This window comes from Saccharopolyspora hirsuta, from assembly GCF_008630535.1.
Classification (GTDB): Bacteria; Actinomycetota; Actinomycetes; order Mycobacteriales; family Pseudonocardiaceae; genus Saccharopolyspora; species Saccharopolyspora hirsuta.
Map to the genome: position 1 here is coordinate 212144 of NZ_VWPH01000014.1, position 23492 is coordinate 235635.

17 protein-coding genes, 3 tRNA genes and 2 riboswitches are annotated in these 23492 nt (G+C 71.5%); of the genes, 10 read left to right on the forward strand and 10 right to left on the reverse strand.

Annotation, left to right across the window (positions count from 1 at the left end; genetic code table 11):
* Positions 1-7 precede the first annotated feature (7 nt).
* From F1721_RS27720 to F1721_RS27730, 3 genes are all read right to left on the reverse strand, one after another.
* Positions 8-196: an MbtH family protein gene (locus tag F1721_RS27720; RefSeq protein ID WP_150069736.1), complete on the reverse strand. Its 189-nt coding sequence runs from the start codon at positions 194-196 to the stop codon at positions 8-10.
* Positions 193-7323: an amino acid adenylation domain-containing protein gene (locus F1721_RS27725; protein ID WP_150069737.1), complete on the reverse strand. Its 7131-nt coding sequence runs from the start codon at positions 7321-7323 to the stop codon at positions 193-195. The genes F1721_RS27720 and F1721_RS27725 overlap by 4 nt, the downstream gene beginning before the upstream one ends.
* Before the next feature lie 96 nt (positions 7324-7419).
* On the reverse strand, positions 7420-8763 hold the full coding sequence (locus F1721_RS27730) for a GNAT family N-acetyltransferase (protein WP_246155348.1): 1344 nt from the start codon (positions 8761-8763) through the stop codon (positions 7420-7422).
* A 265-nt stretch (positions 8764-9028) separates the two neighbouring features.
* Between F1721_RS27730 and F1721_RS27735 the strand changes: the two genes are divergently transcribed.
* Positions 9029-9952: a coiled-coil domain-containing protein gene (locus F1721_RS27735; protein WP_150069738.1), complete on the forward strand. Its 924-nt coding sequence runs from the start codon at positions 9029-9031 to the stop codon at positions 9950-9952.
* A gap of 12 nt (positions 9953-9964) precedes the next feature.
* Positions 9965-10399 (forward strand): hypothetical protein, encoded by a 435-nt coding sequence (locus F1721_RS34615; RefSeq protein WP_170301624.1) that lies wholly within the window; start codon positions 9965-9967, stop codon positions 10397-10399.
* A 29-nt stretch (positions 10400-10428) separates the two neighbouring features.
* Here F1721_RS34615 and F1721_RS27745 read toward each other — a convergent pair whose 3' ends face one another.
* From F1721_RS27745 to F1721_RS27760, 4 genes are all read right to left on the reverse strand, one after another.
* Positions 10429-10680, reverse strand: a complete 252-nt coding sequence (locus tag F1721_RS27745; protein ID WP_150069740.1) for a hypothetical protein — start codon at positions 10678-10680, stop codon at positions 10429-10431.
* Positions 10681-10742: 62 nt separating this feature from the next.
* Positions 10743-11453: a thiaminase II gene (gene tenA, locus F1721_RS27750; RefSeq protein ID WP_150069741.1), complete on the reverse strand. Its 711-nt coding sequence runs from the start codon at positions 11451-11453 to the stop codon at positions 10743-10745.
* A gap of 145 nt (positions 11454-11598) precedes the next feature.
* Positions 11599-12396 (reverse strand): bifunctional hydroxymethylpyrimidine kinase/phosphomethylpyrimidine kinase, encoded by a 798-nt coding sequence (gene thiD / locus F1721_RS27755; protein ID WP_150069742.1) that lies wholly within the window; start codon positions 12394-12396, stop codon positions 11599-11601.
* A riboswitch (TPP riboswitch) is annotated at positions 12384-12479 on the reverse strand. Its footprint overlaps the gene before it by 13 nt.
* Before the next feature lie 25 nt (positions 12480-12504).
* The gene (locus tag F1721_RS27760) at positions 12505-12750 is read right to left on the reverse strand and encodes a biotin/lipoyl attachment domain-containing protein (protein WP_150069743.1); all 246 of its coding nucleotides are present in this window, start codon (positions 12748-12750) and stop codon (positions 12505-12507) included.
* A gap of 413 nt (positions 12751-13163) precedes the next feature.
* On the opposite strand from F1721_RS27760, the gene F1721_RS27770 reads away from it, so the two are divergent.
* The 5 genes from F1721_RS27770 to F1721_RS27790 all read left to right on the forward strand — a co-directional run bounded on the left by F1721_RS27770 (position 13164) and on the right by F1721_RS27790 (position 16888).
* Entirely contained in the window at positions 13164-13904 is a 741-nt protein-coding gene (locus F1721_RS27770) for a hypothetical protein (RefSeq protein ID WP_150069744.1), read from the forward strand.
* A gap of 177 nt (positions 13905-14081) precedes the next feature.
* Positions 14082-14279, forward strand: a complete 198-nt coding sequence (locus F1721_RS27775) for a hypothetical protein (protein WP_150069745.1) — start codon at positions 14082-14084, stop codon at positions 14277-14279.
* Between the two features lie 81 nt (positions 14280-14360).
* Positions 14361-15998, forward strand: coding sequence for an AMP-binding protein (locus F1721_RS27780; protein ID WP_150069746.1), 1638 nt, complete (start codon positions 14361-14363; stop codon positions 15996-15998).
* A gap of 48 nt (positions 15999-16046) precedes the next feature.
* Positions 16047-16700, forward strand: a complete 654-nt coding sequence (orn, locus tag F1721_RS27785; protein ID WP_150069747.1) for an oligoribonuclease — start codon at positions 16047-16049, stop codon at positions 16698-16700.
* Between the two features lie 112 nt (positions 16701-16812).
* Positions 16813-16888: transfer RNA gene (locus F1721_RS27790), tRNA-His, on the forward strand.
* A 124-nt stretch (positions 16889-17012) separates the two neighbouring features.
* Here F1721_RS27790 and F1721_RS27795 read toward each other — a convergent pair.
* Positions 17013-18158: a L,D-transpeptidase gene (locus F1721_RS27795; protein ID WP_150069748.1), complete on the reverse strand. Its 1146-nt coding sequence runs from the start codon at positions 18156-18158 to the stop codon at positions 17013-17015.
* A 336-nt stretch (positions 18159-18494) separates the two neighbouring features.
* On the opposite strand from F1721_RS27795, the gene F1721_RS27800 reads away from it, so the two are divergent.
* Together F1721_RS27800 and F1721_RS27805 are read left to right on the forward strand one after the other, a co-directional pair.
* Positions 18495-18567: transfer RNA gene (locus F1721_RS27800), tRNA-Lys, on the forward strand.
* Between the two features lie 75 nt (positions 18568-18642).
* A tRNA-Lys gene (locus F1721_RS27805) sits at positions 18643-18715 on the forward strand.
* A 241-nt stretch (positions 18716-18956) separates the two neighbouring features.
* On the opposite strand, the gene F1721_RS27810 is transcribed toward F1721_RS27805, so the two are convergent.
* On the reverse strand, positions 18957-19589 hold the full coding sequence (locus F1721_RS27810; RefSeq protein ID WP_150069749.1) for an alpha-ketoglutarate-dependent dioxygenase AlkB family protein: 633 nt from the start codon (positions 19587-19589) through the stop codon (positions 18957-18959).
* Between the two features lie 130 nt (positions 19590-19719).
* On the opposite strand from F1721_RS27810, the gene F1721_RS27815 reads away from it, so the two are divergent.
* Positions 19720-20658, forward strand: coding sequence for an ABC transporter substrate-binding protein (locus F1721_RS27815; RefSeq protein WP_150069750.1), 939 nt, complete (start codon positions 19720-19722; stop codon positions 20656-20658).
* A 76-nt stretch (positions 20659-20734) separates the two neighbouring features.
* On the opposite strand, the gene F1721_RS27820 is transcribed toward F1721_RS27815, so the two are convergent.
* A complete protein-coding gene (locus F1721_RS27820) occupies positions 20735-23086 on the reverse strand; it encodes a glycoside hydrolase family 3 protein (RefSeq protein ID WP_246155350.1) in 2352 nt (783 codons plus the stop codon).
* A gap of 118 nt (positions 23087-23204) precedes the next feature.
* Positions 23205-23422, forward strand: a riboswitch (cobalamin riboswitch).
* The last annotated feature ends 70 nt before the right edge of the window (positions 23423-23492 follow it).

The window sequence follows — 23492 nt, forward strand, 5'->3', positions numbered from 1 at the left end:
ATCGCGGTCAGCGCGCGGGCCGCATGTCGGTCCAGTTCGCCTCGATGTGGTCCACGCAGGACTCCCGGTCGGCCGGGCCGTGCGCGACGCTCCACCCGGCCGGCACCTCGATCGCGCTCGGCCACAGCGAGTACTGGTCCTGGTCGTTGATCAGGGCGTAGTACTCCGCGGCCGGATCCTCGAACGGGTTGGTCATCCTCGTGCTCCTTCGGTGTTCACCCCTGCGAGCCGGTCGGCCTCGCCGAGCTCGCGGTCGACGACCGCGGCGATCTCGGCGAGCGGCCCGGGTTGGGTCATGTCCTTGTGCTCGCAGGCGACGTCGTGGTTGCGCACCTCGCCGTCGACGTAGGGCTGCCACATCTGCGCGGTCAGCGACGCCTTGGCCGGGTTGACGGTGGCGGTGAAGAACAGGACGTCACCGCGGAACTTGTCGTGGTCGGCCTCGTTCTCCAGCACCGCGCAGTTGGCGAAGTTGTCGATGATCGCGGTGATGCTGTGCGGTTCCAGGTTGGCCAGTGCGCTGCCCTCGGCGGACAGGATCGCCATCACGTCCGCCCTGGTCAGCGGCCCCTCGCCGAGCTCGGCCAGGTCGTAACCGGCCATGTAGAGCAGCGCCTTGAGCGCTTCCTCCTCGGTCGGCAGCTCGTCCCACACGTCCTTGGGGTAGGAGTCGAGCATGCACAGGAAACGCACCTCCTCGCCCTGCTCCTGCAGGTGGGTGCTCATCTCGTGCGCGACCACGCCGCCGAAGGACCAGCCGAGGAAGTGGTACGGCCCGTGCGGCTGGACCTGCCGGATGTGCTCGAGGTACTCGGCGGCCATCTCGGACAGGCTGGCCGCGACCGGTTTCGGCTCGGCGAGCCCGCGCGACTGGATTCCGTAGATCGGCCGCTCCTCGTCGATGTGCTTGAGCAGCCCGGAGAACGGCCAGGCCAGCCCGGCGGCGGGGTGCACGCAGAACAGCGGCGGCTTGCTGCCTTCGGTGCGCAGCGGCAGCAGGATCTCCAGCGCGTCCCGGCCGCCGCCGCTGTGCAGCCGCTCGGCCAGGCCGACCACGGTCGGCGCGGCGAACAGGCTGCCGACGTTGACCCGCACGCCCAGCGCGTCGCGGATGCGGCCGATGAGCTTGGCCGCCAGCAGGGAGTGCCCGCCGAGGTCGAAGAAGCTGTCCTCGGTCCCGACCCGCGGCAGCCCCAGCACCTCGGCGAACAGCCCGCAGAGGATCTCCTCGGTGGGGTTGCGCGGCATCGTGTTGCCGACCGCTTCGCCCAGGTCGGGCGCGGGCAGTGCGCGGCGGTCGAGCTTGCCGTTGGGCATCAGCGGCAGTGCGTCGACGAACACCACCGCGGCCGGGACCATGTAGTCCGGCAGCGCGTCGGCCACGTGGCGCCGCAGCTCGGCCGCGTCGCCGCCGCCCACCACGTAGGCCACCAACCGCTTGTCGCCGGGGGTGTCCTCGCGCACCACCGCCGCGACCTGCGCGACGTCCGGGTGCTGGGCCAGCACCGCCTCGACCTCGCCGAGCTCGATGCGGAACCCGCGGATCTTGACCTGGTCGTCGGCCCGACCGGCGAAGTCCAGCGTCCCGTCGGAGCGCCAGCGCACCAGGTCGCCGGTGCGGTACATGCGGGAGCCGGGCGGTCCGAACGGGTCGGCGACGAACCGCTCGGCGGTCAGCCCCGGCCGGTTGAGGTAGCCGCGGGCAAGCCCGAGCCCGGAGACGTAGAGCTCGCCGACCACCCCGGGCGGGGTCGGCTGGAGCTGCGCGTCGAGCACGTGGAGCCGGGCGCCGGGATCGGGCACGCCGATCGGCACCGAGCTGCCCACGGCGTCGGGATCGCAGTCCCACAGCGTGGAGTTGACGGTGGCCTCGGTGGGGCCGTAGCAGTTGAGCATCCGCCGCCCGCGCGCCCAGCGCAGCACCAGGTCGGACGGCACCTTCTCGGCCCCGCACAGCAGCGTCGCGTCCGGCGGGAGCTCGGTGTCGGCGGGGAACATGCCCATCATCGACGGCCCGATGGCCAGGTGCGTGACGCGGTGGCGGCGGGCGTACTCGGCCAGCGGTTCCCCGGGCACCCGCCGGTCGGCGGGCACCACGACCAGCGTGCCGCCGCTGAGCAGGCCCATGCACATCTCCCAGAACGCCACGTCGAAGCTCGGCGAGGCGAACTGCAGCACCCGGCTGTCGGCGGTGATGCCGACCCGCTCGGTCTGGGTGGCCAGCAGCTTGGCGATGCCGCGGTGCGGCACGACCACGCCCTTCGGGGTGCCGGTGGAGCCCGAGGTGTAGATGACGTACGCGGCGTCGTCCAACTGCGGGGTCGGCAGCTGCCAGCTGCCCTCCGGCCGGTCGTGGCAGCTCAGCAGGGTCGTCGGCAGCTCGGCGCCCAGGTCGTCGGTGAGCACCAGGCGCGGCCGGGCGTCGTCGACCATGTGCCGCAGCCGCTCCACCGGGTACTCCGGGTCCAGCGCCAGGTAGGCGGCCCCGGCGCGCATCGCGGCCAGCAGCCCGATGATCAGCTCGGGCGAGCGCGGCAGCAGCACGCCGACGATGTCGCCCGGCCCGACGCCGTGCTCGACCAGCAGCCGCGCCTGCTCGGTGACCCGCCGGTCGAGCTCGCGGTAGCTGAGCTCGACGTCCTCGAAGATCAGCGCGGTCTTGTCCGGGTCGCGCTCGGCGCTGCGCGCGAACAGCTCGGGGAAGGTCCCGGCCGGTTCCACCGATCCGACGGCGTCGCCCCAGCTCAGCACGCGCTGCCGGGCCTCCTCGCCCAGCACGTCCAAGCGGCCGATCGGGGTGGTCGGGTCGGCCACTGCGGCGGTCAGCAGCTGGACGAATCGCGCGGCCAGGTCCTCGACGGTCTGCCGGGTGAACAGGTCGGTGCTGTACTGCACCAGCCCGTCGACCCCGCCGTCGGCGCGTTCGCCGAGGCTGAACGCCAGGTCGAACTTCGCCGCCCCGGCGGCCATCGTGTCCACAGTGGTCCGGAGGCCGGGCAGGTCCGCGGTGACGGTGTCGGTGGCGCCCCAGTAGGCCAGCATCACCTGGAACAGCGGGTGCCGGGACAGCGAGCGCGCCGGGTTGAGCACCTCCGCGAGCCGCTCGAAGGGCAGCTCGGCGTTGTCGAAGGCGGCCAGGTCGGTCTGCCGCACCCGGTCGACGAGCTCGGCGAACCCGGGCTCGCCCGAGGTGTCGGTGCGCAGCACGAGGCTGTTGACGAAGAACCCGACGAGGTCGTCCAGCGCGTCGTCGGCGCGACCGGCCACCGGGGAGCCGATGGGGATGTCGGTGCCCGCGCCCAGCCGGGTAAGCAGCGCCGCGAGTCCGGCCTGCAGCACCATGAACACGCTGGCCTGGTGCTCCCCGGCGAGCTGCCGCAGCTGCTGGTGCAGCTCGGCGCCGAGCTCGAAGCGCACCGATTCGCCGCGGTGGCTGGACACGGCCGGGCGCGCGAAGTCGGTGGGCAGCTCCAGCTGGTCGGGCAGCCCGGCGAGCGCGTCGCGCCAGAACTCCAGCTGCCGACCGGCCAACCCGGCCGGGTCGGACTCCTCGCCGAGCAGTTCCCGCTGCCACAGCGTGTAGTCCACGTACTGCACCGGCAGCTCGTCCCACTCCGGCGCCGCACCGCGCAGCCGCGCGGCGTAAGCGGTGGACAGGTCGCGCACCAGCGGCCGGATGGACCACTCGTCACCGGTGATGTGGTGCAGCAGCACCAGCAGCACGTGCTCGTCGCCGGTCTCGAAGAGCACGGTCCGGATCGGCAGCTCCGCAGCCAGGTCGAACCCCTGCCGCACCGCCTCCTCCAGCGCAACGTCCACATCGGACGTCCCGCTCTCGGAGCCGCGCGATTTCAATGGAAATCGCACGTCCGATTTCAATGGAAATCGCGGATCCCCGGACCGGGGAAGCTGGACCACGGTCAGCTCCGGAACGGCGTCGAGCACTTCCTGGCGCGGTTCGCCGAGCTCGTCCGGGAAGATCGTGCGCAGGCTCTCGTGCCGCCGCACCACGTCGCCGAGCGCAGCCCGCAGCGCCGCCACGTCCAGATCACCGGACATGCGCAGCACCAGCGGCATGTTGTAGGTGGCGCTGGGACCTTCCAGCCGGTTGAGGAACCAAAGCCGCTGCTGGGCGAAGGAGAGCGGGATCCGCTCGGGCCGCTCGACGCGCCGCAGCTCCGGTCTCCGGTCGACCGCCCCGAGCTGCTCGGCGAGACCGGCGACGGTCGGGTGGTCGAAGAGAGCGCGGATGGTCAGCTCGGCGCCGAGCTCGGCGCGCACCCGCGCCAGCAACCGCGCCGCCAGCAGCGAATGCCCGCCGAGCTCGAAGAACCCGTCGTCGATGCCGACCTCGCGCACCCCGAGCACTTCGGCGAACAACCGGCACAGCTCGGCCTCGACAGCGTTGCGCGGCTCGCGCCCGGCGGCGTCGCCGCCGAACTCGGGCGCGGGCAGCGCGCGCACGTCGAGCTTCCCGTTGGCGGTCAGCGGGATCTCGTCCACGGACACGAACGCGGCGGGCACCATGTAGCCGGGCAGCCGCGCGGCCAGGTGCGACCGCAGCTCCGCCGCCCCGGCCTCGCCCGCGGTGTAGCCGACCAGGCGCTGGTCGCCGGGCTGGTCCTCGCGCACCACCACCGCGGCCTGCCGGACCTCCGGGTGCGCGGCCAGGTGCGCCTCGATCTCGCCCAGCTCGATGCGGAACCCGCGCACCTTGACCTGGTGGTCGGCGCGGCCGATGAACTCGATGCTGCCGTCCGGCCGCCACCGCCCCAGGTCGCCGGAGCGGTACATGCGGGTCCCCGGCGCGCCGTGCGGGTCGGCGACGAAGCGCTGCGCGGTCAGCCCGCGCCGCCCGAGGTAACCGCGCGCCAGGCCCTCCCCGGCCACGTACAGCTCGCCCACCACGCCGGGCGGCACCGGCTGCAGCTGCGGGTCCAGCAGGTAGACCCGCAGGTCCGGGATGCCGCGACCGATCACGCTGCCGTCGCGCCGGGCCACCAGCTCGCGGTCCAGCTCGACGTAGGACACGTGCACGGTGGTCTCGGTGATCCCGTACATGTTGACCAGCTTGGGCGTCTCGGGGTGCCGCTGGTACCAGTCGTCCAACCTGGACAGTTCCAGCGCCTCGCCGCCGAAGATCACCACCCGCAGCGCCAGCTCGCCCGCCGGGTCCTCCCGGTCGGCCTGGATGAGCTGGTAGAACGCCGACGGCGTCTGGTTGAGCACGGTCACCCGCTCCCGGACCAGCAGCCGCCGGAACTCCCGCGGCGAACGGCTGATCTCGTGCGGGACCACCACCAGCCGACCGCCGTGCAGCAGCGCGCCCCACAGCTCCCACACCGAGAAGTCGAAGGCGTAGGAGTGGAACAGCGTCCAGACGTCGTCGCCGCCGAAGGAGAACCACGGGTCGGTGGCGCGGAACAGCCGGACCACGTTGTGGTGCGGGATCGACACGCCCTTGGGCTGCCCGGTCGAACCGGAGGTGTAGATGACGTACGCGGCGTGCTCGGGCGTCAGCGGCCCGCGCTCGCCGGACTTGGGGTCGCGCTGCGAGTGCCGGGCGACCTCCGCCTGCGCGGTCGGGTCGTCCAGCAGCACCCGGGTGAGCCCGGCGGGCAGGTTGGCCGCGTGCTCGGAGTCGCTGATCAGCACGCTCGGCCGGGCGTCGCCGACGATGTAGGCGATCCGCTCGGCCGGGTGCCCGGGGTCCAGCGGCAGGTACGCCGCACCGGACTTGAGCACCGCGAGCAGCGCCACGACCAGGTCCGCCGAGCGCGGCAGCGCCAGCGCCACCAGCTGCTCGGGCCCGATGCCGAGGTCGATCAGGTGGTGCGCGAGCTGGTTGGCCCGCGAGTTGAGCTCCTCGTAGGTCAGCTGCTGCGCGCCGAAGGTGACGGCGACCGAGTCCGGCGAGCGCTGCGCCTGCTCCTCGAACAGCTGGGGCAGCGTCGCGGCGGGCAGGTCGGGAACGTCGGCGATCGGCGCGTTCCACTCCTCCAGGATCCGGGTGCGCTCCTCCGGGGCCAGCAGCTCGACCCGGCCCACCGGGGTGTCCCCGGAGCACTCCGCGAAGTTCCCGAGGAACCGCAGGAACCGCTCGCGGTGCGCGGTGAGCTCGTCCTCGCCGTAGCGGTCGGGGTTGGCGTCGAACTCGAACCGCAGCTGCCCGTCCTCGTGGTAGACCGCGACGGTCAGGTCCTCGACCGGTCCGGCGGCGAGGTTGTGCACGGTGGCCGGGCTGTCGCCGAACCGCAGGTCGTAGTCGAAGGCCTTGATGTTGAGCATCGGCCCGAACAGCGGCCGGTCCGAGCCCAGCAGCTTGAGGTCGCGGCGCAGGTCCTCGCTGCGCGTGCGCTGGTGCTTGCGCAGGTCCCGCACGGCCTTGGCGACCTGCGAGATCAGCTCCGCGCGGGTGGTCGAAGCGGTGATCCGCAACCGCAGCGGCAGCACGTTGACGACCATGCCCGGCACCCGCAGCGCGACCGAGCCGAGCCGCCCCATCACCGGCAGGCCCAGCACCACGTCGGTGGCCCCGGTCATCCGGTGCAGGTAGGCGCCGAAGGCGGCGATGAGCGCGTCCGACCAGATCGTGCGGCCCTCCTCGGCCGCCGCGGCCAGCGCGCGCCCGGCCGCCGACTCGGCGGTCTGCCTGCGGAAGTCGTGCGCGGTGGGCCGCGAGCTCCCGGTCAGCGACACCACGTCCGGCCGGTCGGCGAAGAGTTCCTGCCAGTACCGGGTGTCGCGCTCGAACTTCGCCGACTCCCGGTACTCCTGCTCGTCGGCCAGCAGCGCCGACAGCGGCCCGAACGGCGACGGACCGGCGTCGAGGTCGGTGTAGAGCTCGGCGACCCGGCGGATGAGGATCGAGAAGCCGTAGCCGTCGATGGCCACGTGGTGGATCCGCTGGTACCAGCACCAGCGCCGCTCGCCGAGCTTGAACAGCGCGGCGCTCCACAGCCGCCCGGCCTGGCCGCGCGTCAGGTCCACCGGTTCGCGCAGGTCGGCGCGCATCCAGGCGAGCGCCCGCTCCTCGGGGTCGGCGGCGGTCGTGCAGTCGACGACCGGCAGGTCGAGCTCGGCGGGCTCCTCGACGACCTGCCCCAGCTCGTCCCCGTCGTCGCGGACCCGGATGCGCAGCGCCTCCACCTCGGCGACCGCCCGCCGCAGCGCGACGGCGAACCGCTCCGGCTCCACGGGTCCGTCGATCACCACGCGTTCGGCGGTGTTGAAGATCGGGTTCGCCTGGTCAAGCTGTTGGGCGAACCAGATCCCCGCCTGCGCGGCCGACAGTGGCAACAGCTGGTCAGCTCGGCCCGGCATCGCTCTCCCCACGATCAACAAGGTAAGTAAGGCTTACCTTAGTGCGCTGTCGATCGGGAGTACAGACACCCGGCACCGGCGATGGAGTGGGTCTGCTCACCCGCGTTCGAAGATCATGAGCGCGGAGTTCTTGTTCGGCAACCCGACCTCGCCGGAGCGGCCGAACCCGGCCTTGCCGAACGCGCCCACCGAAGCTCCGTTGTGGACGTTGGGCTCGGCCACCACCCGACGGCACTCCCGGTCGGCCGCCAGCAGACCACCGGCCACCGCCCGCAGCAGCGAAGACCCGACCCCGCGACCGATCGCGTCCGGCTCCCCGATGGCGATGTGCACCCCGAGGTCGTGCGGATCGTGCGAGTAGCAGCGCGCGAGCTTGTCCCGCTGCACCCGGTACAGCTCCAGGTAGCCGATGTCGCGGCCGTCGCGCCCCGCGATGCACGGCACCGAGTGCTGCCCGCCGAGCTGACCGGCCAGCTCCGCGCGCCACTGCGCCAGCGGCCACGCCTGGTTCCAGTTCACCGCGACGTGCTCGGCGTTCATCCAGCGGTGCACCAGCGCGACGTCCGGCCCGCCGTCGTCGCCGACGACCTCCACCGGCCGCAGCGACCAGCCCTCCCCCAGCTCCGGGATCGGCACGCCCGGTGCTTCCGCCGCCCCGGACCACAGCGGGTTCGGCGCCTCGAAGGGCACCGGCCGCACCTCCACCCGCCCCGAGTCCGCCCGGTAGCGCAGGTCGGAGCCGTTGAGCGCGGCGAGATCGGTCAGCGTCGGGCTGGTCAGCCAGTGCTCGACCAGCCACCCGGACGCCGGGTGCGCCTCGGCGACCCCGCCCAGCCACTTCCGCAGCTCGGCGAGCAGGTCCTCCTCGTGCACGACCCCGCGCCGCCCGAGCAACCCGATGACCGCCAACGGCCCGCGGGTCAGCAGCTTCACCGTCGCGGCGGCGACGTCCTCGCCCTCCCAGCTCAGCACGGCGGGCAGCAGCCGCCCCTCGACGTGCGCGGCCAACCAGCGCCGCGCCTCCGCCGCGTCGGACACCGAGCGGGCCACGGCGACCAGGTCGTCCGGCAGCGCGAGCGGATCGAGCTCGCGCCGCGGCAGCGCGTGCAGCAACCAGTCCACCAGCGAACCGGCGTCCGCGGAGTTGATCGGCGCCCCGGGCAGCGCGCGGGCGCGCGCATCGGCCGAGCAGGACGCGGCGAGCAGGCCGGGATCGGCGACCGCCACCGGCTCGTCGGAGTCGTCGAGCACGTGGATCGCCCCGAACCCGTGCGCACCGGTCGGCGAGCTGTACACGACGTCGGTGCCCAACCGCAGCGCTCCGACGGTCAGCCGCAACGGCCCCTCGGCGACCGGCGTGTGCGTCTCGGCCAACCAGCGCCGCAGCAGCACCGAGGCGCACTGGTGCGCCTGCCCGGCAAGGTCCACTCCACTCGTCACGCGATGCTCCTCGAACCTCGGATCCGTGAGCGGAGCCTAACCTAACTAACAACCCCAACGGCAGGGGCGCCGAACCCCCTGGTACGACACCGTGCACTGTGGACGAACCGGACCGGTCGTCACGCAGCGCAAGCTGGGCGCGCAACAAATCGATCATGACTACCTGATCCGGTGATGATCGTTGTGTTTCGCTGGGCGAACGCAGACCATCACCCCTACTCTCCGAGCTATCGAATCGGCCCACCGCCCGGAGAGGAGTTCACCCATGGATGACGCCGACTCCGTCGTTCCGCTCCGGCCGGGATTCGACATCCAGGTCCGCGGCTTCAACCGCAGCCAGGTCATCGACCACATCGAGCTGCTGGAGGACCAGCTGCGGCTGGTCACCATCGACCGCAACGAGGCCGCGCAGCTCAACACCGACCTGCGCAAGCTCTGCGACGACACCCGCCGCAGCCTGGACGCGGCCGAGGAGCGCCTCCGGCGCATCGAGTCCTCCGACACCGGCCTGCCCGCCGCCTCGCAGCGGGTGCAGAACATGCTCTCGATCGCCGAGGAGGAGGTGCAGACCCTCCGTGACCAGGCCCGGCGGCAGGCCGAGATCATCCGCGGCACCGCCGAGACCGAGGCGCGCGAGCTGATCAGCGAGGCCGAGCGCAACGCGAGCGAACTGCGCGAGGAGTGCAGCCAGCTCATCTCCGAGGTCGAGGAGCGCCGGGCCCGCCTGCACCGCGAGCACGACCAGAAGGTCAGCGAGCTGCGCTCCCGGGAGCACCGGATGCGGCAGAACATCCGCGCCGAGTACAAGCGGATCATCGCCGCTGCGCAGGAGGAGGCCGACGAGCTCATCGCCCAGACCCGGCGGCAGTGCGGCCAGTGGGACGCCGAGACCGAGCAGATGCGCCTGGAGGCGCTGGAGGAGATCCACGCCCAGCAGCGCCGCCTGGAAGAACTGCGCGCCGCGGTGCTGTCCTCGATGGACCAGGCCCACCGCGCGCTCAGCGCCTCCGTCGACGAGCTCCGCGCTCACCCCCCGGCCGTGGAACCGGCTCCCGAACCCGAGGACCAGCTACCGCTCCAGCTGCCTTCGCAGCGCGAGGACGTGCAGACGTTCCTCATCCCGATCGACGGTCAGCACCCGAGCACCAACGGTGCGACCCCGCAGCCCGGACCTGCCAGACAGAACTGATCGGAGCACCACGTGGAACTGCTCGTGCTGATGTTCGTCACCGGATTCGCACTGGCCACGCTGATCTTCTGGCCGCTGCTGCACCGCGCGAACCGCCAACTCGGCGAGCAGGAAGCCGCCCCGCGCGGAAAGCACGCGCTGCGCACCCCGGCCCCGGCGCCGCCGACGGTCACCCGCCGGACGACCGCCCCGCAGCAGCCCACCCCGGAGCCCACCGAGCCCGAGCAGCCCGCCGCCGAGACCAAGCAGTCCGCCGCCGAGGCCGAGCAGCCCGCCGCCGAGGCCGAGCCGAGCGAGTCCCCGGCAGTCGCACCGGCGCAGCGCACGGCGGAGCCCGTCGAGCTCCCCGAACTGCCGACCGACCTGTACGAGAAGCACTTCGAAGCCAAGTTCAACCGCTCCCGCCAGCGCCTCGCCCGCCTCCGCACGGAGATCAGCAAGGAATGACAGCCGCCGGTTCCAGCAGCTGTTATTAGTCAGTCGTCGGAACCGGCGGGTTGTTCGGTCTCGCCCCCCTGGCCCTGCAGCTGCTGCTGTTCGGTTCGGCGTTCAGCCCAGTAGAACGGCGCAGCAGCAAGCACGGGCACCAGCATGCCCAGCAGAACGATCAGAAGCGAAGTGCCCACGGCGCCTGAAACCCCGATTACGGTGGGAAGAATCCACGCCCGAACGGGCGTGTCGCTGAGCACATCGCTCCGGCTCTCGGCATTCGTTACGCGGCCGATCATGTGCCCCGGATCACATTTCCGCGAGCGTCTTTCCCTTGTCCCGCAACGGGTTTCGGCGCCGCCTACCGGAGGTACTGCGCGGTCGGCCAGGCCTCCTTCGTCCACGCGCTGTTCCAGAACAGCCACTCGTACTCGGTGGCCCGGGTGAACGCCGCCAGCATCCGCTGCCGGGTCTCGTCGTCGGCGCTCGCGGCGACCCGGTCGACGAGCTCGCGGGCGGTGAGCACCGCGGCGGCGAACTCGTCGTCGGCGTAGGTCTGGATCCACGCCCGGTACGGGTGCTCGTCCGCGCCGCCGGTGGCCTCCAGGATCGTGGTGCCCACGTGCTGGTACACCCAGAAGCACGGCAGGATCGCCGCCAGCAGCACCGGGTAGGGCTCGGTCAGCGCGGTCGCGCGCAGGTACGAGGTGTAGGCCAGGCAGGACGGCGAGGTGCCGATCCCGGCGATCTCCTCGTCGGACAGCCCGAACTCGGCGACGTACCCGGCGTGCAACCGGCGCTCCTCGACCAGCGCGCCCTGGGCCGCACCGGACAGGAACGCGGCGTCCTCGGCGTTGTCGGCCCGGGTCGCCGCGGCCGCCAGGGCCTGCGCGAACCCGACCAGGTAGCGGGCGTCCTGCACGATGTAGAAGGCGAACACCTCGCGGTCCAGGGTGCCGTCGGTGAGCGCGGCGTTGAACGGGTGCTCGACGATCGCCTGCTGCAGGTCGGCGGTGTGCGCCCAGGCCTGCGCGCAGAAGCCGTCGGCGGGCGGTGCGGGCAGCTTGCTCATCGAAGTCCTCGTCTCCAGATCTCGGGGAACGCGACTTCAATGGAAATCAGGCGCGCGATTTCCATTGAAATTGCGGGAGTTGTCCACAACAACCGGCGTGCCGCGAGCACGACGCGCCGGGGTATCGCCCGTTGGCCGGGGTTGGTCACCACCAGCGGTGGAAGTGGTGCACCGGACCGTGGCCGTGGCCGACGTCCAGGCGCTCGGACGCGCGCAGCGCCTCGGTCAGGTAGTCCTTGCTCTCGCGCACCGCCGTCAGCCAGTCCGCGCGCTGCGGGCGCAGCGCCGCGATCGCCGCCGAGAGGGTGCAGCCGGTGCCGTGGTCGTTGCTGGTCACGACGCGCTCGCTGGTCAGGAACTCGGCGATCCCGTCGCCGTACAGCAGGTCCACACTGGACTCGCCCGCCAGGTGACCGCCCTTGAGCAGCACCTGCTTGGCGCCGAGCCCGGCGAGCCGCTCGGCCTGGGCGGGCATGCCCTCGACGTCGGTGAGCTCCGGCTCGCCGAGCAGGTCCGCCGCCTCCGGCAGGTTCGGGGTGATCAGGTCGACCCGCGGCAGCAGCTCGTCGCGCAGCGCGCCGACCGCCTCCGGCGCGAGCAGCCGGTCACCGCTCTTGGCGACCATCACCGGGTCCAGCACCACGTGCGGCGGCGCGTAGCGGTCCAGCACCTCGATCACCGCGCGGATCACCTCGGCGTTGGCCAGCATGCCGATCTTGACCGCGTCCACCCGCACGTCGTCGAGCAGCGTGACCAGCTGCGAGGTGATGAACTCCGGCGGCACCTCGTGGACCTCGGCCACCCCGGTGGTGGTCTGCGCGACGAGCGCGGTGATCACGGACATGCCGTAGGCGCCGTGCGCCGAGAAGGTCTTCAGGTCGGCCTGGACACCGGCGCCACCGCTGGGATCGGTGCCCGCGATGGTCAGCACGTTCGGAACCATGACGTCCCTCCGCTAGTACGAGCTAGGTCAGGTTCAACGGGTCTGTTCTCAGCCCGGCAGCCCGGGCACCCCGCGTCACTCGCCCCAACCTAACCCGAACCGCACCGGTCAGTCGATGAGCCCCACGACCGCACCCGCGCTGAGCACCTCACCGGGCCGCACCTGGTGCCAGAGCGTCCCGGTGGCCAGCGCCGGAACCCACCCGACCGCGCCACCGGCCGCCCGGACCTCGGCCAACCGGTCGCCGACGTGCACCGCGCTCCCGTCGGCGGCCAGCCACCGCACCAGCACCCCGCGCACCGGAGCCCGCCCGGCCGGACGACGCCCCAGCTCGGGGAACAACAACTCGGTCATCCCGCCCCCCCTCCGCGAACACCCCAGCATCGCTCCGGCCGCCCGCACCAACAAGACCGCCGGAGCGCCACCCTCCCGATGGCCCACCGGGAACCGGGGCAAACCGCGCAACACCGACCGCGGCTAGCTCGCCAGGTGGCGCCGGAACCACGCGGTCAGGCCCGCGTCCACCTCGCGGGCCAGGGGGCAGCTGAGGCGCGGGCTCCTCCGCGAGCGGGTGCGCCAGCCCGGGGATCGGCAGCAGCCCGGCGGAATCGCTTTTGCGACCGGCGAGATCAGCGCGGACCTCCGCCCGCGCCCGGCGGGAAAGGGCCCCGCCGCCGGAAAAGCAGCCGAAAGCGATCGATTTCACAGCGTGAAGGGGCCCACCGGTAGGCAAGGTAACCCTTCCTCGCGGACTAAACTCGGCGACGATGGAAACCACGACCGATGCTCCGAGCTTCGCCCGTTCCCGGCGGCCCCGCCGACCGGAGGATCCCGCGCGGATCTGGGCTCCGCTGGCGGACCTGACCGAGGCCGCCGTCGCGGCCGCCGGATCCGGGACCGTGGCGATCACCCGCGGCTTCGACCGCAACAGCCGCCAACGCGCCAAAGCCCTGCGCGAGCTGCTGAACCAGCAGGACGTCCCCGCGATCGAGGTGACCCCGGCGCCGGGCAGCGACCGGCTGCTGGCCGACGTCGACGTCACCGCGGTGGTCAACCTGATCGGTGCCGGCTCGTGGCAGCCCTACCGCGTCGCCGCGCAGCTGCGCGCCCCGGTGCTCACCCCGAAGCCGGGCGACGCCGCGGCCGAGCCGGTCACCCGCGACGTGATCGCGCTGGTCGGCGACGAATCGGGCAAGCGCGACGTGGCCCTCTCGCACGTCGCGGTGCGCTCCGAGGACCCGGCCGCCAGCCGACTGGTCCTCACCCACGACGGCGAGCAGCTGACCGTGGCCGGCGGCTGGCTGACCGTGGCGGTGCAGGGGCACGAGCTGCAGGTGCAGGTCGGCGGCGCGGACGCCGCCGAGCGGACGATCACCACCGGCGAGATCCGGGTCGAGGCCTTCGACGCGCCGCACCGGCTGGTGCGCGACGAGCTCCCGATCGCCGACTTCGAAGGTGCGGTCACCTTCACCGCCGAGCCCGAGGGCCTCGTCGTCCGACCGGTCTGATCGCTGCCGATCACCACGAGGCGCCGGGCGATCGCCCGGCGCCTTCTCGGTTCTTGAACTGGGCTTTCGGCATATTCCGAAGAAACCCCCGCCAACCGCCGTCACGCCCGGTGCGCTGCGGCGTCCCTCGATCAACACCGCGCGGGATGCGCGAACTGCACAGGGAGGCTGGGGATCGTGGAGCCCACCAAGGAGTGGCACGTGAGCTGCCGCGATGTCGCCGGGAGGCGACGTGACTTGTCGGTGTTCATCAACCAGGGCGACGTCGTGCTGGTGGCGCCGCCCGGCGAGACGGCGGTGCTCTCACCGCTGGAGGTGGGGCGGCTGCGGGCCGTGCTGCGCGACGCGGTCGTGTCGGCGGCCGATCAGGGCTGACCGGTCCGCGCCCCTTTCCAGTTCCGATCTGTTTGGGTAAGTATCTACTCTCGAGTAGCTCGCCGACCGAGAGGTGGATGCGTGAGCGTGTTGAGGCAGCGGACCGCGGCCGTGCTCAATCGCGCGGCCCCGAGCGCGCACACGGCGTTCGTGCTGGCCAAGCAGGGCGTGCTCCGCCCCTTGCGCCCGGACAAGGTGCTGCGGATCCTCCGCGCCTGGCGCCACTGGGGCATCACCCCGCCGATGGGCTTCGCGGTCGGCGCCGTGCGCCACCCGGACCGCCCGGCGGTGATCGACGAGCGGGGCGCGCTCAGCTACGCCGAGCTCGAACAGCGCACCTCCCGGCTCGCCAACGGCCTGCGCAAGCGCGTCAAGCGCGGCACCCGCATCGGGGTGCTGTGCCGCAACCACCACGGACCGGTCGAGACGATCGTCGCCGCGGCCAAGCTCGGCGTGGACGTGGTGCTGCTCAACACCGGGCTGAGCGGTCGGCAGCTCGCCGACGTGATCGCCGAGCAGCAGGTCGGCGTCCTGGTCCTGGACGCCGAGTTCCGCGCCCAGCTTCCCGAGCTGCCCGCCGAGGTCGACCAGGTGCTGGCCTGGACCGACGGCACCACCCGGCGCGACACGCTGGAGCACCTGATCGCCACGTCCTCGCCGCGGCGCCCGGCCAGACCGCGCAGGCACGCCCGGATGATCGTGCTCACCTCCGGGACCACCGGCACGCCCAAGGGCGCGCGTCGCCCGGACCCGCCGAGCCTGTCCCCGGCCGCCTCGATCCTGTCCCGGCTCCCGCTGCGCAGCGGCGAGCGGATGCTGGTCAGCGCACCGCTGTTCCACACCTGGGGGCTGGCCGCGTTCCAGCTGGGCGCCGTGCTCGGCGCGACGCTGGTGCTGCGCCGCAAGTTCGACCCCGAGCAGGCGCTGGCCTCCGTGCAGCGCAACAGGTGCACCGCGCTGTTCGCCGTCCCGGTGATGCTCCAGCGCCTCCTGGACCTGCCCGAGCAGGTCCGCGACCGCTACGACCACAGCACGCTGCGGATCGTGGCCAGCAGCGGCTCGGCGCTGCCCGCGGACCTGGCCACCCGGTTCCAGCGCGCCTTCGGCAACGTGCTCTACAACCTCTACGGCTCCACCGAGGTGTCCTGGGTGAGCATCGCCAACCCGCAGGACCTGCGCGCGGCACCGGCCTCCGCGGGCCGCCCGCCGCGGGGCACGACGGTGCGCATCCTCGCCGAGGACGGCACCGAGGTGGCGCGCGGCGAGACCGGGCGCATCTTCGCGGGCAACGACATGCTCTTCGAGGGCTACACCAACGGCAGCCGCCGGGAGGTCCGCGACGGCCTGATGTCCACCGGCGACCTCGGGCACGTCGACGCGTCCGGGCGGTTGTTCGTCGTCGGCCGCGAGGACGACATGATCATCTCCGGCGGCGAGAACGTCTACCCGAAGGAGACCGAGGACGCCATCGCCCGCCTGCCGGAGGTGGCCGAGACCGCCGTCATCGGCGTCGACGACCCGGACTTCGGCCAGCGGCTCGCCGCGTTCGTGGTGCTGCGCCCGGGCCAGGAGCTCGACGCCGAGCAGGTGCGCGACCGCATCCGCGACCGGCTGTCGAAGTTCGCCCTGCCGCGCGACGTCGTGTTCCTGGACGAGCTGCCGCGCAACGCCACCGGCAAGGTCGTGCCCCGCGAGCTGCGCGAGCGGCTGGGCGCATGACCGAGACGGATGCACGATCACGCCTCGTGGCGAGTTAGGCTGCCTCGGGTGAATGACCGTCTAGTGTGGATCGACTGCGAAATGACCGGTCTCGATCTCGGCAAGGACGCCCTGATCGAGATCGCCGCCCTGGTCACCGATGCCGACCTGAACATCCTCGGGGAGGGCGTGGACATCGTCATCCACGCCGATGACGAGGCCCTGGCCGGGATGCCCGACGTGGTCCGCGACATGCACGACCGCTCCGGGCTCACCGAGGAGGTGCGCCGCTCCGCGGTGACCCTGGCCGAAGCCGAACAGCAGGTGCTGGACTACATCCGCCAGTACGTCCCGGACGGGCGGTCGGCCCCGCTGGCGGGCAACTCCATCGCCACCGACCGCGGTTTCATCGCCCGCGACATGCCGCGGCTGGACGCCCACCTGCACTACCGGATGGTCGACGTGTCGTCCATCAAGGAGCTGTGCCGGCGCTGGTACCCGCGGATCTACTACGCGCAGCCGGAGAAGGGCCTGGCGCACCGCGCGCTGGCCGACATCCGGGAGTCGATCCGCGAGCTCGCCTACTACCGGCGCACCGCGTTCGTCCCGCAGCCCGGCCCGACCAGCGAGCAGGCCCAGGCGGTGGCGGCCGAGCTGCTCGCCGAGGACGGCGTCGGGGGCACCCGGAAAGCGGCCGAGCAGCAGTCGGAAAACGGCCGCTGACCAGCTGCGTCGGCGATAACCGGAGCCCGCGGAAAACGGCGTGACAGCGCACGCTAGTATATGAGCGTTGCTCCGGAAGGCGGTCCTCCGAGACCCGGTCCGGGCGACCGAGGTGGGTGTAGCTCAGTCGGTAGAGCACTGGGTTGTGGTCCCAGGTGTCGCGGGTTCGATTCCCGTCACTCACCCCAAATGCCGAACGAGGCCTGATTCCCGCGGGAATCAGGCCTCGTTCGCGTTTCCGGGCCGGTTCCGCGCCCGAGAAGGCGGAGGGCCCCGCTCCAGCGGAACGGGGCCCTCGTCGTCAGCCGCGGGTCACTTGTTGCCCTTGACCCACTGGTCCCACGGGATCTGCCAGTCGCCGAACCCGTCCCAGGGCCGCAGGTCCGGGCCGCCGGAGTTGGTGATCTCGACGATGTCGCCCTTCTTCAGCAGGTCGAAGACCCACTTGGCGTTGTCCATGCTCATGTTGATGCAGCCGTGGCTGACGTTGCTGTGGCCCTGCTGGGCCACCGACCACGGCGCGGCGTGCAGGAACTCACCGCCGTTGGAGATCCGGACCGCCCACTTCACCTCGGTGCGGTACCCGCCCGCCTCGATCGGCAGGCCGTAGGTCGAGGAGTCCATCACCTTCGTGGCGTGGTGCTCGGTGACCACGTGCACGCCGTTGTTGGACGGGAAGGACGGCTTGCCCAGCGACACCGGCATGGTCCGGATCACCTGGCCGTTCTTCTCGATCGACATCTGGTGCGAGGCTCCGTCGGCCTTCAGGATCACCGCGTCGCCGATGGTGATGGTCGCCTTCCGGTCCTCCTGGCCCCAGACGCCGTTGCCGAGGTCGCGCCCGAAGACGTCGACGTCGACGGTCACCTTGGTGCCGGGCTTCCAGTACTCCTTCGGCCGCCAGTGCACCTCGCGGCTGTTGAACCAGTAGAACGCGCCCTCCACGGCGGGCTCGGTCTTGATCTTGATGGCCTCCTCGGCCTTCGCCTTGTCCGGTGCCGGGGCGTCCTTGCTGAAGTAGAACGCCAGCGGCTGCCCGACCCCGACGGTCTGCCCGTCGAGCGGGTTCATCGAGACGTAGCTCTGCTTGCCCGGCGACACCGTGGTGAACGTGGCCTGCTGGGTGATCGCGGGCCCGCTGGCGCCCTGCGCGGTGACCTCCAGCGTGTAGGTCTTGCCGTAGCCGAGCTTCTCCCCGGCGGTCCAGCTCGCCCCGTCCGGCGAGATGGTCCCGGCCACCTGCTTGGACTCGGTGTTGGTCAGCACCGCGTTCACGATCCGGCCGTTGGTCACCTTCGCGGTGATCGGCCCGGCCGGGGACACGTCCTTGGCGCCGTTCTGCGGCGCCAGCTCCAACGTCGGCGCCGGCGCCACCTCGCCGGACGCCGAGCCGGTCTCCGAACCGCCCGATCCACTGCACCCCGCGACCAACAGCGCGACCACGCCGAAGATCAACATCGTCAACAGTCGTGAAACCCGAATGGGACCCCCGACCGGATTACGCCACTCCCTCATGAGCAACAGTCCGTCCGCTTAGAAGCATCACTAAACCCCTGTGAACAGTGTGCCGCAAGGTCCCGACAGGGGATGAAGAGACCAGGCATGCACGCAGTGTGATCCGCGCAGGCCGATCACCCGACCAACAGACGCGCCACCCCACCCGAGGGTTGCTCGCCCCGCCCGACCAACCCACCGGCACCACCGACCCCACCCCCCGTTCGAAGCCCTCCAGAGCCGTGCTAATGTTTTCCCTGTCGCCAGGGAGACCGGCCGGAAACCCGAAACGACAGGCCAGCGCCAATAGCTCAACTGGCAGAGCAGCTGACTCTTAATCAGCGGGTTCGGGGTTCGAGTCCCTGTTGGCGCACTCAAAGCAGTCGGACGCCTCGCTCAGGCGGGGCGTTTCACTGTGACCGGGCGGCAAACCCGGAACAACAGGCCAGCGCCAATAGCTCAACTGGCAGAGCAGCTGACTCTTAATCAGCGGGTTCGGGGTTCGAGTCCCTGTTGGCGCACTCGATACCGTGGAACGCCCTGCTCACGCAGGGCGTTTCGCATTTGCGGATCTTCGTCATCGCTTTGGGGGTCAAACCCCCAAACCCCCACGGTGCGGGGGCCGCCTTTCCGACGTGCCTTGCGAGGGGTGGCGTACCCGGCCTGGGTAGCTCGACCTTCGGATGGGGTGGCTTGGTGGTCCGGCGTTGGTAGGGGACTTTTCGGGCGTGCCTTGGGCTGAGCGCCGCGTCCCAATGCGGGTCAGAGGCCTGAGGTTCTCAGGGTGATGTTGAGGCGGCCGGCTTTCAGGCCTATCGGTGGGGTTGTTGCCGGGGTTGTTCTCAGGACTCCGTGGTAGGCCAGGCGGGTTGGGCCGCCGAAGACGAAGAGGTCACCCGAGGAGAGGGTGATGTCCTGGTGGGGTTTGTTCCTCGATTCCGTGTTGCCGAAGCGGAAGGTGCAGTCGTTGCCCAGGCTCAGGGAGACCACCGGTGCTCTGCTCGTCTCGTCCTTGTCCTGGTGCATGCCCATCTTGGCGGCGTCGTCGTAGAAGTTGATCAGGGCGATGTCCGGGGCGTAGTCGTCCGCCGGTCGCTGGTAGGCGTCCGCCACGGCCCGGCGACCCAGGTCCGCCAGCCAGGCCGGGAAGGGCGCCACCGGGGAGCCGTCCTCCCGCGTCTTCGAGTAGCGGTACGGGGTCCAGTGCCAGCCCAGGCAGACCGTCCGGACCGACATCACACCCCCGCTCGGCAGCTTCGGCGAGCGCATTCCCGCCCTCGCCCACTCGCGGCAGGCGCGCACCAGGTCGCGCTGCTCGTCCAGGCTCAGCCAGTCCGGGACGTGCACCGCTCCCGGGGCGATCTCCGCTCGCTCGCGCGGGATCAGCGCATCCATCCCCGCTCCTCTTCGCTGATCATCTTCGCATGTCTTCGCGGCCGTGAGCACTGTCTCAGAACTGGATCGACGCGCTCCATCAGGTTAGGCTCACCAAACTTCAGCACCGAGTGAACAGGTAGGAAGCGTCATGTTCCGTCCTCGTCGGCTGCTCGCAGCCGTCACCGCTGCGCTCGCTCTCGGCACCGCCGCCGGGTGCGGCACGGCGACCGAGCAGCCCGCCGCACCGCAGGGTGGCGAGCGCATCATCAACCACGCAAAGGGGCAGACCAAGGTCGCCGGTACGCCGCAGCGGGTGGTGGTGCTCGACACCGGTGAGCTGGACGCGGCGTTGGCGCTGGGTGTGAAGCCGGTGGGCACGGTGCTGCCGGACGCCAACCAGAACCTGCAGCCCTACCTGGCGGAGAAGGCCGGGAACATCGAGATCGTCGGGACGATCGGTTCGCCGAACCTGGAGAAGATCGCCGCGCTCAAGCCGGATCTGATCCTGTCCAGCAAGGTCCGCGACGACGAGCACTACGAGGCGTTGAGCAAGATCGCTCCGACGGTGTTCGCCGAGACCGTCGGCAAGCCGTGGAAGGAGAACTTCCTGCTCGACGCCGAGGCCCTGGGCAAGAAGGCCGAGGCGCAGCGGATCCTGGACGCCTACCAGCAGCGGGCCGCCGAGATCGGCAAGCAGCTCGGGGACCCGGCGGCCACCAAGGTCAGCGCGCTGCGGTTCCTCTCCGGCGAGTTCCGGCTCTACGGAACCGGCTCCTACCTGGGCACGATCCTGGCCGACGTCGGGTTCGGGCGGCCCGACAACCAGCAGTTCGACAAGACCCACACCAAGATCAGCCGGGAACAGCTCTCCCAGGCCGACGGCGACCTGCTGTTCTACTCCGCCTACGGCGACAAGACCCGCGAGCAGATGGACCAGGTGGTCAGCTCCGTGCAGTGGACCACCCTCGGCGCGGTCCGCAACGGCAAGGCCATCGAGGTCAACGACGACACCTGGTTCCTCGGCCTCGGCCCCATCGCCGCCAACCTCGTCCTCGACGACCTCCAGAAGTACGTCACCCAGGAATAGCCCCCCCGGTCCCGGCGTGCTCCCGCGCACGCCGGGACCGGAAACCCCGACCTGCGACGTCCGCTGAGATCGCGCATCAACGCGCCGCGACCAGCCGCAGGTCCGCGACGCTGCGGCCGATGCGGAGCTCGTCGGCGCCCGGCTCGACCCGCACCTCCGCCGAGACCTCGGCTCCCGCCTCCGCCTCGACCACCGCGAAACCCGCCAACCGCAGCGGATCCGCGGCGTAGACCTGGACGACCTCGTGCCCGGCCCGGTCACCGGTGTTGCGCAGCTCCACCCGCACCACGTCCCCGTCGACCGCGGCTTCGAGGTACTCCCACGTCGTGTAGCCGAGCCCGTGTCCGAAGTGGAACGCCGGTGCCGCACCGCGGTCCAGGTAGGCGCGGTACCCGATCGACGTCCCCTCGTCGTAGCGGAGTTCGCCGTCCACCGGCTGCACCGCGGGCAGCGGCACGGGGATGTCGGCCAGCGCCGCGGGGAAGGTGGTCGGCAACCGGCCGCCCGGCTCCGCCCGCCCCAGCAGCACGTCCGCGAGCGCATCGCCGTACTCCTGGCTGCCGAACCACGTCCACAGCACTGCGGGAACCGCGCCGCTCCACGGCATGAACACCGGCGCTCCGGCGTTGACCACCACCACGGTGTTCGGGTTGACCGCCGCCACTTCGCGCACCAGCTCGTCCTGCGCGCCCGGCAGGTCCAGCGAAGTCCGGTCGCGGCCCTCGGTCTCCACCTCGTCGTTGGTGCCGACCACGACCACCGCGACATCGGCCTCCCTGGCAACCGCGAGCGCCGCGGCGAGCTCGCTCGCGTCGTCCCACTCCTGCGCGCGGTGGCCGATGCCGACCGAAACCAGCCCGTCGCTGCTCACAGGGGCGAAGTCCACGGTCAGCTCAACGCTACCGGCCCCGTCCAGGTCCGCCTCCACCAGCACGATGTTGAACCGCTGCTCCGGCGGTTCCACCATCTCCGCCAGCGGATCGTCGATGTCCGCCGCGCGCGCCACGTCCGCGGCCAGCACCTCCCGGCCCGCGATCGTCGCGCGGAAGTGCCCGGTGCCGCTGACCCCGAAGACGTGCTCGCCGAGCTCCGCGCGCAGATTCGCCCGCAGCCGCAACGACTTCGCGCCGTGCGGCAGCCCGGACATCCACAGCAGCCGTTCCGTGCCGCGGAGTTCGCTGCCGAGCACCGCGCCGTCGGCATCGAGGAAGTCGACGCGGATCCCCGAGCCTGCACCGTCCGGGTCGGACATCTCGTCCGGGGCGAGCGCGTCCAGCAGGCGCCGGTGCCGAACTCCGCGCTGGTACACCACATCCGCGTCCGGCAGCGCCGCGCGCAGCCCGGCCAGCGGTGTCACCACGTGCGGCGGGCTGACGTGCGACGACCCGCCGCCCTGCACCGCCGGGATGGTGGCGTTCTCCCCGATCACCGCCACCTTGGACACCTTCGGGTCGATCGGCAGCACCGCGTTCTCGTTGCGCAGCAGCACGAATCCGCGCGTCGCGAGGTCGCGGATGGTCGGGCGAGCCTCCTCCGGCGGCGGACCGCCACCGGGCTCCGAATCCTCGAAAGCGCCTACGCGGGAGGCCAGCCTGAGCAACCGCAGCACCTTGTCGTCGAGCACCTCGACCGGAACTTCGCCCCGCTCCACAGCTTTCGCGAGCTTCCCGTTCGACCACGGGCTCTTCGGCCCGGGCATCGCCAGGTCCAGGCCGCCCAGCGCGGTGTCGCGCAGCGACCGGGTGGCGAACCAGTCCGACACCACCACGCCGTCCCACGCCCACTCGCCCTTGAGCACGTCGTCGACCAGCGCCGAGTTCTCCGTCATCGTGCGCCCGTTGACCGAGTTGTAGGCCGCCATCACCAGCCACGGACCGGCCTTCGCCACGATCCGCTCGAACGGTTTCAGGTACACCTCGCGCAGCGTCGGCTCGTCGACCACGACGTCGTAGCTGAACCGCTCGGTCTCGGTGTCGTTGGCGACGAAGTGCTTCGCCGTCGCCCCCACCCCGCGCGACTGGATGCCCGCGACCACCTCCGCACCGATCTCCCCGATCAGCAGCGGATCCTCCGCGAAGTTCTCGAAGTGCCTGCCGCCGAACGGACTCCGGTGCACGTTCACCGTCGGCGCCAGCACCACGTGCACGCCGCGGCGCCGCGCCTCGTCGCCGAACAGCTCCCCCGCCGTCCGGGCCGCCGCCCGGTCCCAGGTCGCCCCCAGCGCGGACGCCACCGGCAGCAGCAGCGAGGTGTCGCGCTCGTCCCAGGTCGTTCCGCGCACCCCGTTCGGCCCGTCGGAGAGCACCATCGCGCGCAGGCCGATCTTCGGCATCGGGTGCAGCGTCCAGAAGTCGGCGCCGGTCAGCAGCCGCGCCTTCTCCGCCGTGGTCAGTTCCGCCAGCAGTGACCGCAGCCGCGCCTCGTCCACGGGCAACCCCTTTCGGCAAGCTCCGGCCGCCAGTCTCGGCCACCAGTCCGACACTGTCGACCGGGGAGCACAACACGCCGATATCTGCCCGTCCACAACAGCCCCGAACCCAAGATGTAGTGTGTCGCTCGCTGGTGGTTCACCGGAGCGATCCGGTGAGGCAAGAGGGAACCCGGTGCGAATCCGGGACTGCCCCGCAGCGGTGAACGGGAACGACCGTCGTGACCCGCCTGCCCCTCCCGGGGCAGCGGGTAAGAGCACTGGGCCAACGCCTGGGAAGCCACGACCAGTAGGCCGCCCGTGAGTCCGAAGACCTGCCACCGGTGCACGCGAAAGGCGTGCTGTCCGGGGCCTCGAGGGCGGGTCCGCGCGGACGACCGGCGACCCGCGTCGCCGAGGTCTGCCT